The organism is Alteromonas sp. ABV4_150, assembly GCF_056311745.1.
In genome coordinates this window covers 4,342,461-4,355,427 of record NZ_CM149971.1, presented here as the reverse complement: position 1 = coordinate 4,355,427, position 12,967 = coordinate 4,342,461, and the positions used below count along the sequence as shown (strand labels likewise).

Here is a 12,967-nt window from a genome sequence, read left to right as displayed (position 1 = left end):
GTTTTAGCCTGTTGAAGTTACCTAGACCTGCTATTATCGTTTTCCTTTTTCACTGAGATAAATATGACGTTCAGCAACACTCAAAACTTAGTCCAAGCCGTTAGCAATTCACCAGAGACTATCGAGTTTAACGACGTTATCGCGCTCGTTGATAGCGCGTTTGCTTTTACGCCAACCGCGTTCACCAATGGTGATGTAACAAACGAAGCTAACCAGAATAATGGCTCATGCAAGCTGCTTGCACTGGGTCGGTATTTAAACCTAAACCAAGCACAAACACTGGCTTTGTTTGGGCGCTTTTATCGTGAAGACGTACTCAATAACCCCGATGGCAACGACCACGCCAATATCCGCAACTTTATGAAAACAGGGCATGAAGGCGTGGCGTTTGAGACGTTTCCCTTAGTTGTAGTAAATGCTGATTAGTGGCTTTTTACAGGTAGTACGCTTGCCTATTAGGACATGCAAAGCATGACCTCAGTAATGCGGCAAGTTGTCTACCGCCTAGCTTTAGACTGGAATAAGCGGGACGACGCTTCATCGCCTATTTTTTGTGAAAGTGACAGCCCCAAGCTGATAAGCGAATTATCAGGCTGTCTCTTTATGGCTTTTTTTAGTACGTTGAGTGCGCTTTTCGTTTGACCTACACTATCTAAAGCAAGGGCGTAAATATACCAATTTTGTGGGTTCTCAGGGTCAAGTTCTGTTGCTTTTTTGAAAAGTGTAACTGCAGTTGCTTTATCCTGTTTACGAACATGCAGCATGCCTAACGAATAATGGATGAGCGCGCTATTAGGTAAATTGCTCATTCCATCAAGGAGGGTTTGTTCTTCTAACAGAAGTTTATTTTGAGCGCGATACAATTCGGCCAAGTTGATGTAGTTCGCCTCAAAGTAAGGGTCTACAGTTAGACCTCGTTTTAGCAGCTTTTCTGTTTGATAAATATTGCCGAGCTGATATTCAACCAGACTTTGATTGAGGTTACCTTCGCCCCGCCATTGATTTACGGTATTCGACAACCTAAGCTCTTTTAGCGCTTTTTTGAAGTTCGGTGTGTTGAAGCCCAGACCTAGCAAGTTATTAGCTGCCGTTACTCGTATAGCTTTATATTTATCATCAAGTAGATTTGCGTACGTTTTCGTTCGTTCATTAGGAAGAAGGGCACGACCGGCTTGCGCCGCCCCCAGTCTTATCAAAGGCTCTTCATGCAGAATAAATTTTTGTAAGTCTTTATCAGTAAGTGACTGGTTAGACGATGCCAACAAGCTCAGCGCAGTAGCCCGTTTTATAACTGGAAGAGACGACGAATGGGCAATACGCAGCACAGCTTGCTTACTATGAATATTACCCTGCATAAGAGAGATATAGTTTTCTTCTTGTTTGTTTAGTGTAGAGTCTTTGCCATACCAGTTGATTAGCTTTTCTGATACCCAATCATTATCTTGGTCGTGACAGTTTAAACATGCGTTGGGTGCGCCAGTAGTCGAAGAAACGTGGGGAGTTGGAATACTAAAGCTATGATCCCGCCGTGCATCGACACCCATATAGGTGCGCGTAGGCATGTGGCAGTTTACGCACTGATTTACATTTTCACTCCCCAGATGCTTTGTATGCTTTTCACCTTCATAAGCCGATGCCGAGTGACACTGAAGGCACAAACCATTTCCCTCTATTTTGAGCTTCATAGAGTGTGGGTTGTGGCAGTCTATACAGTTAACACCAGCTTCATACATGCGGCTTTGTAAAAAAGAGCCGTAAACATAAACCTCTTCACGTATTTGCCCATCGGCAAAATACAATGGTGAAATAAGAAGCGAGGGTGAGAACTGGTCTAGGAAAGGTTTTTTAGGGTCTATTCCGTCAGAAAGTGAGGTGCGCAGAGAGTGACACGCATAGCATGTTTCCATGAACCGATTGTCTCGTTTTGCAGGAATAAATTCGCCATTTTTTTGTTCGTGCCAAGTAGCGATGTTGCTTCCATCTTTTAACAGCCACTTTCCAATTGCTTGTTGTTCATTTAGAGACAGGTCGCGAGAAGTGAGCGATGACCTATGGTGCTTAGCTTCTTCAACATGCGTAACGTTGCCCTTTTTATTTGGTTCGCTGTCATTAACGCTTGTTGTATTTGCAGCATAATGCGATGCCATATCACCGTGGCAGGATGCGCACGACACATTGATTTCATCAAACTGGCTGTCGAATGTAAGCGTCTTAGTATCAAAATTACGCTTTAAACCGCTTGAGTGGCAGTCTGCACACATACCATTCCAGTTTTGCATCGGTTGTTTCCAATGCAACCTATCTTTAGGAGTAATATCCTCAGATGGATAATTGGGGTACCAACGTTGGCCGCCTTTTGATTTGTCTCGAGCATCCCAAGCAAAAGGAAAAACTTGAAGTTTACCTACTTGTGTTTCGATGAGGTATTGCTGCAACGGAAAATGACCAAAAACATAAGTAATTGGATAGATATTCGTACTTCCTGCTTCTGTAAGCTCGGCAAAAAATTTATTTTCGTTTTTGAAAAAACGTGCCTTCTGTGTGAAGTGAGTTATAGAAACATTATCGAAATTGGCAAGCACGGTTTTATCATTAGCATGGGCCATTGCTTTCGCGTGGTCTGATTGTTGCCACAACGTAACCTGTTCCTGATGGCAGCTCACACAATTAGCATACTCTTGTGCGTGTAAAATTTTAACTAAACTTGATAGATAAATTATGCTTAAAAGAAAAACCAACCGTGGCATTACAACTGCTGTCTGAATATTTGTGAACTCTCTGAACTTTATCACAGAGGCACGAGTAGCGGTAAACAAAGTTTGCGCGCTAATTATCACGCTCAGTCAAAATCAATTCACTAGACTGGGGCATTATCGCAAAGTCAAATTGGCCTAAGACGTTCATTCCCAACAATCCATCAGCATCGGGTAATGCGTCTTCGGGCAGCACGATGGCAGAAACATCGTTGAACTCGTAGCCCGCAAAGTAAAATCGCGGTATTTGTACTAGTGGTGCTTCAATAGTTCCTGAGGCGGTTCTCACGTTGAAGTTACCGATAAACGTGAGGTTTCGCATACGACCCAAGCGAGCGAATAACCGTGACGATATTGCTGTGGTACTGGCACCCGTATCTAAAATCATGGTGGCTTTTTGGTTAAGCGCCTTTGCTTCAAGGCGATATTGGTCACCAATACGCTGCAAAGCTAAGCGAGTTTCATAACGTGCGTTCTCCCCGTCTGGCGGCGTTAGTTCACTGTTGTTCGGTGTAGTGTCGGCATTAGCAATATCGCGCATGTCATAGGCTTTATCGCGAATGATATTGGCGTCTCTATCGTTTATCGGCAGAGCAGCGAGTACATCTTCCATTAGCGTAAGCTTTTGCTGGTAAGCATAAGCTTCAGCCAAATTTAGGGTGTAGTGTTTTGCGTCGGGTATGCGTTGATAAAGAGGCTCATTTAATCTAGCCACCAGTTCCCATTGTTCGTCTTGACTCAGTTGCGTCTGTGCTTGTTGATATAAGGTAGCAATTTTTGTGTATATAAACGTGAGTGTTTCGTTTGAAAGAGGCAGTTCAGCCAAGTCGTAGTAGTGTACTATCGCTGTGGGCAGGGGCTTGGTTAACTCAATTAGTTCAGCTTCTAGTAACAGCAGCGATTCGTTTAGAGAGTCATTTTTTAATAGGTTTGTAAGCTCAGTGGCAAGTAATGCATATTGTCCGTCTTCGAGCAGAGTGGTTAGGGCTGCTATATCACTTTGGGTAATTTGTTGCGAAGATAAGCGCTGAACTTCACGCTCATTTGACGGTATGTTAGTTCTGTCAGCGTTCGAAGAAGAGGTGAATGCAGGTATTTTGTCAAATGGCTCTACATTGCCCTTTGCCTGAGTCTCACTTTCTAGCGCTGCTTCATATTGTAAACGATCCTCATAGCCTGCTTCTAGCTTATAAGCGCCGTCATTGTGCTGCTTTAAGCTAATCCATAGGTAAACATTGGTGCCTAACGACACACATAGAAACAGGGTAAGCAGAACAGCGAGCCATGTCTTCATTGTTTTAAACACGCCTTTCCATAGACGTCCACAAACTGCTTAGGCATCCGCTTTGGCGCGCCGGTATCAAGGCTAACGCACACGAATGTGGTTATAGCATCGAATACGGTTTTATTCCGCTTAGGGCAGATGAACTGAAATTGTCGTTTCAAGGTCAATTTTTTATCACAGTGGACTATCCAAGTTGCACACTCTAACGTATCGCCAAGATGCGTAGGAAGGTGGTAGTTAAGCTCGTGACGTTTTATCACCATCCCACGGTTTAGCGCTTGATAATCGGCAAATTGTAAGCCAAGGGCGTTTGAGTGTGCCCACGCGAGGCTTTCTAGCTGCGACAGGTACGCCACATTGTTCACGTGCTGATAGTGATCGATGTGTGTTTCATCGATATGCCATTGTTGCACATAGGGGGTGTCTAACATCCAATTTAGCGTGGTGGAGCTCAAATTTCTTCCTCATTTATGTGTCTTGTTTATACCCTAGCTGCTTCATTACCGTCGGCGTAGCGCCGTTCCTTACGAACGCCTGTTTTTGCGCTTCTGTTTTTGCAACTTATACCACAGGTAACGGGTTATCTTCTGGTAAGGTTAAATCGTCACTTAACAGCGATTGCATAATTGCTTTTTCTCTTACCAAAACAGGCTGTATAAAGCTTTGCACATCACCTAGCGCTTTAAATGCATTAAAACCACGCTCTAAAAACTCATGCAGAGCAAGCAAACCGGCTAGTTTGGCTGGACGACGCGAAAGCGAAATCAACATACCTATACCACGAATCTTTATTACATCAGAGAGCTGATCGCCCAAGTGCGAAATAATATCGATTTGGTGCGCTCTGTCTTCCATCCTGCCTACGTTGCGATAAGCAAGGGCATAGTTATCTCGGTTGATGGGCTCCCCAGGAAAATGGCTTTGTAAATATTGGGCCATTGCCATGTCTAAGTCGAACGACAGTGCATTTAACGATAATGCGTCGTCCATGGCGTTCATGGCTTTGTCTGGCAATACTTTTGCGAGCTTAGGAATAACGCGAACTAAGTCAGCGTCGCGCTGGCTGAAATCTTTTGGCCCGTACAATTCATCTACAAAGAACGCCATGGCTTTTTGATAGCGTCTTTGCTGCGCCAAGTCGTCGTGCGTGACCAGTAAACGCTCACACTGCCAATGCTGCAGCTGATGAATGATAGGCATTACACCCAATTGATTGGCCAAATCACGAAGGGCATTTACCCTATGAATATGTTTAATTATCTGTTGCGCCAAATGAGAAACTCCCTGTTGAACTAATGTGACTTGTTCGCTCTTGTAAACCTAGATTGACCTATGCCAGCATGCCTTTCAAGTGAGAAGACAAAGTTTTGCTGGTATACTCCACCGCCATTGATTTAGCTCACTCGTATAGAACTTATTTGCCGACATGAAGATTGCAAGTCATCACGCTCTGCCTGACCCAGACGTTCCCGCGTTAATAGCCCTGTTTGATTCTACATTTGAAGACTTTAATACGCGCTTGGTTTTAGGTGATGATGAACCCATTTACCTCCCTGCAAATGGTGAAAAGCCTTATCATCAAATCGTCTTTGCTCATGGGTTCTTTTCAAGTGCCTTACATGAAATTGCGCATTGGTGCATTGCAGGCGAAAAGCGCAGACTTTTAGAAGATTACGGTTACTGGTATTGCCCTGATGGCCGCGATGCAGTGCAGCAAGCAGACTTTGAAAAAGTAGAAATTAAGCCACAGGCTATTGAATGGGCGTTTACCGAAGCCGCAGGCAGAAAATTTCAGGTGAGTACGGATAATTTGAATGGTGCTGAGCCCGACAGAGAAGGTTTTACCCGAAACGTGGCGGCTCAGCTAGAAGCCTATAAAGCTAATGGTTTTCCACCTCGCGCTGAACGTTTTATACGAGCGCTGTTATCTGAGTTTAGCAAAAGTAAATTATCTGCTTTACCTAGCAATTTGGCTGAAAATACGCCAACAGGTCTAGAGAGAAGCGAAATAGGTTACGGGATAGGAGTTGTTGCTGAATGAGTCAAGTTAGCACTAGACAATCAGTGTCTGATCACAAGCCTACATTCAAGCTAGGCGTCATAGTTAACCCCTTTGCCGGTATTGGCGGAGCGCTTGCGCTTAAAGGTAGCGATGGTGCTGATATTCGTGAAAAAGCCCTCGCTATGGGAGCAGAGAAAAAAGCTAACGAAAAAATGGCCAAAGCGCTAAGTATTTTAGAAGCGTTGTCAGGTCAGTTCACAGTAGTTACAGCTTCAGGCGATATGGGCGAAACAGTCTGTGAATCTCTAGGTATCCCTTGTGAAGTCATCTATACAGCCAATGCCGAACAAACCGAGGGCGAAGATTCAGAACGTGCAGCCAAAGCAATGGTGGATGCAAACGTCGACTTGCTGCTTTTTGCTGGCGGGGACGGCACAGCCCGTAATATCTGCAGCGTAGTTGGAACACAGGTGCCCGTGCTAGGCGTGCCAGCAGGCTGTAAAATTCACTCTGGCGTTTACTGTGTATCGCCGTCAGCGGCAGGGCAGGTAGTAAGTCAAATGATCGCAGGCGAGCTCGTAAGTGAAATGGACGCTGAAGTTCGAGATATTGACGAAAACGCCTTTCGCGAGGGCAAAGTTATTGCCAAACATTATGGTGAAATGCGAGTACCCGCTGAACTCACTTACGTTCAAGCTGTAAAAATGGGCGGCAAAGAAGACGAGGCCTTGGTGCTTGACGATATTGCGGCATATGTCAGCGAAATCATGGACGATGAGCCTGATACGTACTTTGTAATGGGCTCGGGCTCGACCGTAGGTGCGGTTATGGAGTTCCTTGGCTTAAATAATACTTTGCTAGGTGTTGACGTGGTTAAACAAGGCGAGTTAATCGCAAGTGACGTGACTGCCAGCGAACTAATTGCGCTGACAAAAGACAAACCCACCAAAGTGATTTTGACAGTTATCGGTGGTCAGGGCCACATTTTGGGGCGCGGAAATCAACAGTTAAGCCCAGCGTTTATTCGTCAAATTGGCAAACAGAATATGCTTGTCGTTGCCACTAAACAAAAACTACAGGCGTTAAACGGCAAACCGCTTCGATTAGATTCAAGCGATGCTGCGCTTGATACTGAATTAGCGGGTGCCTTTACGGTTATTACCGGCTACAAAGACAAAGTACTTTGCCAAGCTGTATAAAGGCATTACGCCATGTACCAGAGCTAATTCATTGCCTTTTAAACAACAAGTTTTATCTTGAACTGAGAACTTAAATTTAGAGATAAAGAACTGAAATTAACAATAGAAAGGAGTAAGACGTGTTACCACCTGCTGCAGCACCAGAAAGTGTCGTTAACGCTATCGCAGATATTGAGGCGTCGCTTGATGACGTGGTAAATCACGGTAGTGATGACGAATTGTTTATTGCCAGCTACTTGCAAGGTCATTTCGCGGTAGAGGCGCGCCAAATCGAAATGCAAGAAGACGCTACCGTTGCGATGCTTAATGACAAAATGCTTGAAAGCCTTGATAGTGCTTTTGCTAACAACGAATTAGAAAGTGAAGATGCTCAGCAAGTAAAAGCACTTTGGTCACGGTTAGTCGCAATGTAATTGCGGCTTTCCTCTAATCTGCCCACAACCACTATATCCCTGTTCGTCGTTATTTCTTTTTTTAATCCGTTACAGTTTCATTAGCGAAACCCTTTATTAGCCGCCAGATGGGTTTATGTTTAATATTGGCGAAAAGCCGCTTTGTGGTGGCTGGTCAGTTCGAAACGGTCAATGAGGTCATGTATAGCCTTTTATCAAGTCAAAGATTCAATAGAGAATGTAATAATTCAGAGTCTTTGGTCGAAAAGTACAATGGCTTATCTTTGGACGATTTAAGTAGTGCTGCATCCAGAAAAGTTGACATGGATAATTATTGGTGATGCCGAAACAAATCAAAGCGGATGTTGAAGCCGCTGAGCTTGGGCCTGTCAGTGTACAGAGTATGAACTCACTGTAATCGGCGACACTGCAATTAAAGCGAAAGGGCCGAGAAATTACTCGGCCTTTTTTATTCAGAATTATTCACTAAATTCGTCAAAAGCACGTAAAGCATCGGCAGCATACATAAATGATGGGCCGCCTCCCATATAGACGGACATACCGCACACTTCTTCGATTTCTTCACGGGTAGCGCCTAAATGCACTAACGCTTTAGCATGAAAGCCTATGCAGCCATCACATCGTGTTGCGATGCCAATGGCAAGGGCAATAAGCTCTTTCGTTTTTTTATCTAACGCGCCGTCGGCGGTCGCCGCTTTGGCCATATCAGAAAATCCCTTCATGACTTCTGGCACGCCTTTTTTAACCTCGGCTAGATATGGATTTAAACTATCTGTAATTTCTTTATATGACTTCGTCATAGTGCTCCCCTGATGAAAATGTAATGGATTATTAGGCTTGAACATCTATAGATACTCAGGCTTAATCTAAATAAAGTTCAAAGCAAATCTTATCGGTCAATGTGCACTTATTTTAGTCTAAAGTTAATAGTGCGCTATGACGTAAGTCAATAACTGTCTAGGAAATCGTACAAATGCGCCTTTTGTTGAATGGTTCGAAAGGCCAGAATGCACTAAAGTCACGGCAGTTTAATTTATCGCCTCGATTCTTATTTTGAAGCTCCTCTCACCTGCGAACACAGCAAAAATTTTACGTTCTCTCGAGCGTACGTTTGCAATTTTCCTAATCCATTTGTTTTGTGTTTCGTTAGTGTTTGCTTCGGAGTCAAACAAGTTAATGAACGAATATGCGGTCGAACTTTTAACCGCTGAAGATGGCTTTGTTTCATCAGAAATTTATTCCATAGTCCAAGACCGCCAAGGCTTCCTTTGGTTTGGCACAGCAGAAAATGGCGTCATGCGTTATGACGGTCGCAACGTTAAGCTCTTTGAGTCAAATAGCGAAAACGAGGAAAGCCTTTCTCATAACGATGCCGGCAACTTAATGTTGGATGCCGAGGGCAACATTTGGGTGGGTACGTGGGGCGGTGGTGTTAACAAATACGACCCCACAACCGGTCAGTATGCGCGCTATTTAAATGTGCCTGATGATCCAAATTCTTTGTCATCAAACCGAATTCAGTCACTTTTTCAAGATAACGCAGGTGATATCTGGTTAGGCTCTTACGACAAAGGGCTTAATCGTTTTTTAGGCAATGGAGAATTTCAGCGAGTACAAAAAATACCAGGGGATAAAAATAGTCTTTCCCACAATCGCATTTGGGACATTATTGATAACGACGCCAATAGTCTATGGGTAGCGACCAGCTATGGGGTAAATTTACTCGATAAAAAAACGTTAAACGCTAAGCATTTCTTGCCTGAACCAGAAAATAAAACAGCAACAGGCGCAAATGAAATACGCAGCTTGCTTCGTACATCTTCTCACCAGTTATTTGTTGCGACGCAAAATGGGCCCTTCTTGTTTTTTCCAAGTTCCGGTGTTTTTCTGCCTCAAACTACACGAGAAGGTAAACCACTAAGTCAAGTAAACTCAATGATTGAGGACCATGATGGTCAAATATGGTTCGTGACTACCGAGGGATTGTATCGTCATACCGGAGAGGGGAACTATGTTGAAAAGGTCGACTTTGGTTATGAAAATGGCCTTCGCATAATTTTTGAAGATCATACTAAAACCAAGTGGATTACCAGTGAGGTTCACGGAATTTTTAAATTTTCTCCTCGCGGCAAAATTAAACAAATCAATAGTGAATTATTAACCGCACCAAGTGGTATCGCACTTGATATAGCACTTGATGACAGCGATAAAAATGGCGATGTACTCATCGTCACGGCAAACGCCGACGTGTTCAAGTGGAAAGTTAAAGAAGAGCTTTTGCAAAAAGAATACGACTCGGTATTTAAAGAGCTTGAAGGTTATAAAGAGCGTGGGGTTATTGAAAGACCTATCATAGTGCCAGACCAAGAAGGATTGCTGTGGGTGGCACAGGATGACTTTGTAGTCAGAGTTGACCGACGCACTAAAGCAATAAGCCGAATTGAATATCCCAAGACTGACAGTAATTATCGTCAATTTCGTGAGTTCAGAGCTCTTGAACTAGACAATGATGGCTACGTTTGGATTGGTACCTATAAGCACGGTATCTATATTTACAACAGACTTTCCGGGGAGTTCAAGCATCTCACAACCAAAGACGGCTTAACGCACCCAGAAATTCACAGCCTATATAAAGACGCGAGCGGTAATATATGGGTGGGCACGGGCGGAGGTGTGAATCTTTGGTCAGTTGATAGTAAAAGTTTCGCGTACTTCAGTGGCGCAGAGGGGCAAACGGGAAGCTTGGTCGATAGCATTGTGGAAGATATCCATCAAACGAGCGACGGGCAAGTATGGATAGCGACGCAAACGGGGTTGTACCAATATTTAGCAGAGTCTAAGTCCTTCAAGCATTTTAGCGAGAAAAATGGGCTGCCCACCACCTTAATAAGAGCTATCGCCGATGGCAATGACGGTAGGCTGTGGCTTACCACCAACAAAGGTGTTTTTCTTTATAATCCCGACACACAAAATGTTATCAGCTACAACAGTACTAAAGATTTGGCGGGCAAAAACTTTTACTCAGATAGCTTAATTAAAGCGGATGGGTATACTTATTTTACGAGTAGTCAACGGGGGATAGAGTACTTCAAGTATAGCCTAGAACAAACAGACACCGCTAACGCAAATATAGTTCTCACGGGTTTTAACAAAATGGGGGAATCGGTAGAGCTTAATAAGCCACTGTCCTATGTCACTGATATCGACCTTTCTTATGAAGACTACTTTTTTTCATTAGATTTTGCACTTTTGGATTTTTCAGACCCTAAGCGCGCCCACTTTGCATACAAGTTAGAAGGGTACGATGAGCAGTGGATTGATATTGGAAATCATACTTCGGTGTCGTTTACCAATTTGAATGGGGGGGACTACAGGTTACTAGTAAAAGCCATGAAGCCAAATGGAGAGTGGGGTGATGATGCTCTATCATTAAATTTGCATGTGGCAGTAGCACCATGGAAAAGCTGGTGGGCTTACACTATCTACAGTTTATTTTTGTTAGGTATTCTAGTGTTGGTGATTTATCTGCGCACCCGTCTACAGCAAACCGAAATCACTAAACAAAAACGCTTCGTTCAAACCTTAGAACAGCAGGTATCTGAAAAAACTGCGTCGCTAAAAGCCCAGGCGAACGATTTAAAACAAGCGCTCGAACGTGCCGAAGAAGCCACAAAGTTGAAGTCTGAATTTCTTGCCAATATGAGCCATGAAATTAGGACACCGATGAACGGAGTTATAGGCATGCTTGGCCTGTTGAAAAAAAGTGACCTAACAGCAGAACAAAGCCAGCGCGTGAGTATTGCAAAAACCAGTGCTAACTCACTGCTTGTGCTTATCAATGATATTCTAGATTTTTCAAAGATTGAAGCAGGTAAGCTTGAACTAGAGTCTTTGGATTTTGACCTTAGGGAGCTGGTGGAAAGCACTGCGCTATCAGTAGCGCACTCAGCACAAGAAAAAGGTCTAGAGCTGATTGTCGATGTCTCTGAAATTAGCGAAACAAAGATATATTCAGATCCAAACCGAATTCAACAAATTCTGACTAACCTCTTGAGCAATGCTGTTAAATTCTCTGAACAGGGGGAAATATACATTGCAGCAAAGTTGCTTCCAAGTGATGTTGCAAATGAATCTATGCTTCACTTAACTGTAAAAGATACGGGTATAGGCATCCCGGAATCCAAACTTCCTCATTTGTTTGACGCCTTTACCCAAGTAGACGCTTCTACAACGAGGCGTTTCGGAGGCACTGGACTTGGTTTAAGTATCACTAAAAATCTGTGTCTGTTATTGGGTGGAGACATAAGTGTTACGTCAGAGCTTGGTAAAGGTAGCTGCTTTCAGGTTATATGCAAAGTTACGGGCTCAGATGAAAGCACGGAACTGCAACCAAAACTTGTTAAAGAAAACACGCGTTGCTTAATAGTAGATAGCAATGCATCAACAAGGCACACCTTGCAAAATCAGCTTGGGCTTTGGGGGGTGAATGCGTTAACTGCATCATCAATAGAAGAGGCTGCAGCGCTTTACTTAGCTGATGAGGTTAGTGAACAAGGCCCTTTAAGTATCGATATTTTGTTTTTGGAAAAAGTCGTTGATGACCACGAGCCAGACAATCAATCGCTGAACCTCGACGGTGCCGAAAGCTTAAGGTTCAGTCGTACTATTCTTATGACCAAATTAAGCGATGTCGATAGCTTCAGCGAGTATAGAGGGCTGCCAGTTGACGAATGTCTCCCCAAACCCCTAACGACAGCAGATTTACTAAGACTACTAGAAAATACGGTTGATAAGTCCTGTACTCAAAACGATGTGCATCCACTGCAGCTGGGTGTGGATTCTGCAGACTTTGTAGAGCAGCATCTAGATGAAGGCCTAACAGAACAACAACCTGAGTGTTGCTCACTTAATATCGAAGCCGCACGGATTTTGTTAGTTGAAGACAATGTGATAAACCAACTGGTTGCTACTAATGCGCTCGAAAGCGAAGGGTATCAGGTAGATGGGGCAAATAACGGCTTAGAAGCGTTAGACATGTTGAAGCGCAGCGAGCTTGAAGCACGATACAGCGCAATTATTATGGATTGCCAAATGCCCGAAATGGATGGGTTTGAAGCAACGAAATGCATCCGTGAAGGGGCGGCGGGAGATATTTACAAAAATACGCCCATTATCGCGATGACAGCCAATGCCATGCAGAGCGACAAAGATATGTGTATGGCAGCAGGTATGGACGACTTTCTAACAAAGCCTATCGATAACCAAAAAGTAATTTCAACCTTACAGAAGTGGCTGAGCAAAATTAACTAGCCTCT

Annotated in this window: 10 protein-coding genes; 5 read left to right on the top strand and 5 right to left on the bottom strand. The window is 43.7% G+C overall.

What is annotated here, in order from left to right; translation table 11 throughout:
• The first annotated feature begins 63 nt into the window (after nucleotides 1-63).
• Nucleotides 64-426 (top strand): HopJ type III effector protein, encoded by a 363-nt coding sequence (locus ACYX4M_RS18890; protein ID WP_476081303.1) that lies wholly within the window; start codon nucleotides 64-66, stop codon nucleotides 424-426.
• Between the two features lie 71 nt (nucleotides 427-497).
• On the opposite strand, the gene ACYX4M_RS18885 is transcribed toward ACYX4M_RS18890, so the two are convergent.
• From ACYX4M_RS18885 to ACYX4M_RS18870, 4 genes are all read right to left on the bottom strand, one after another.
• The gene (locus ACYX4M_RS18885) at nucleotides 498-2,747 is read right to left on the bottom strand and encodes a tetratricopeptide repeat protein (RefSeq protein ID WP_476081302.1); all 2,250 of its coding nucleotides are present in this window, start codon (nucleotides 2,745-2,747) and stop codon (nucleotides 498-500) included.
• 79 nt (nucleotides 2,748-2,826) lie between these two features.
• Nucleotides 2,827-4,047, bottom strand: coding sequence for a retropepsin-like aspartic protease family protein (locus tag ACYX4M_RS18880; RefSeq protein WP_476081301.1), 1,221 nt, complete (start codon nucleotides 4,045-4,047; stop codon nucleotides 2,827-2,829).
• Nucleotides 4,044-4,493, bottom strand: coding sequence for an acyl-CoA thioesterase (locus tag ACYX4M_RS18875; protein WP_476081300.1), 450 nt, complete (start codon nucleotides 4,491-4,493; stop codon nucleotides 4,044-4,046). The genes ACYX4M_RS18880 and ACYX4M_RS18875 overlap by 4 nt, the downstream gene beginning before the upstream one ends.
• A 106-nt stretch (nucleotides 4,494-4,599) precedes the next feature.
• Complete coding sequence (locus ACYX4M_RS18870) at nucleotides 4,600-5,310, bottom strand: DUF8198 family protein (protein ID WP_476081299.1); 711 nt, start codon at nucleotides 5,308-5,310, stop codon at nucleotides 4,600-4,602.
• Nucleotides 5,311-5,464: 154 nt separating this feature from the next.
• Between ACYX4M_RS18870 and ACYX4M_RS18865 the strand changes: the two genes are divergently transcribed.
• The 3 genes from ACYX4M_RS18865 to ACYX4M_RS18855 all read left to right on the top strand — a co-directional run bounded on the left by ACYX4M_RS18865 (nucleotide 5,465) and on the right by ACYX4M_RS18855 (nucleotide 7,652).
• Nucleotides 5,465-6,079, top strand: a complete 615-nt coding sequence (locus ACYX4M_RS18865) for an elongation factor P hydroxylase (protein ID WP_476081298.1) — start codon at nucleotides 5,465-5,467, stop codon at nucleotides 6,077-6,079.
• A complete protein-coding gene (locus ACYX4M_RS18860; RefSeq protein WP_476081297.1) occupies nucleotides 6,076-7,239 on the top strand; it encodes an ATP-NAD kinase family protein in 1,164 nt (387 codons plus the stop codon). The genes ACYX4M_RS18865 and ACYX4M_RS18860 overlap by 4 nt, the downstream gene beginning before the upstream one ends.
• A 119-nt stretch (nucleotides 7,240-7,358) precedes the next feature.
• Nucleotides 7,359-7,652, top strand: a complete 294-nt coding sequence (locus ACYX4M_RS18855; protein ID WP_476081296.1) for a YfcL family protein — start codon at nucleotides 7,359-7,361, stop codon at nucleotides 7,650-7,652.
• A 458-nt stretch (nucleotides 7,653-8,110) separates the two neighbouring features.
• Here the strand turns inward: ACYX4M_RS18855 and ACYX4M_RS18850 are convergent, their stop codons facing one another.
• The gene (locus tag ACYX4M_RS18850) at nucleotides 8,111-8,452 is read right to left on the bottom strand and encodes a carboxymuconolactone decarboxylase family protein (protein WP_039222723.1); all 342 of its coding nucleotides are present in this window, start codon (nucleotides 8,450-8,452) and stop codon (nucleotides 8,111-8,113) included.
• Between the two features lie 376 nt (nucleotides 8,453-8,828).
• Here ACYX4M_RS18850 and ACYX4M_RS18845 point away from each other — a divergent pair, with 376 nt between their 5' ends.
• A complete protein-coding gene (locus tag ACYX4M_RS18845; RefSeq protein WP_476081295.1) occupies nucleotides 8,829-12,962 on the top strand; it encodes a hybrid sensor histidine kinase/response regulator in 4,134 nt (1,377 codons plus the stop codon).
• The last annotated feature ends 5 nt before the right edge of the window (nucleotides 12,963-12,967 follow it).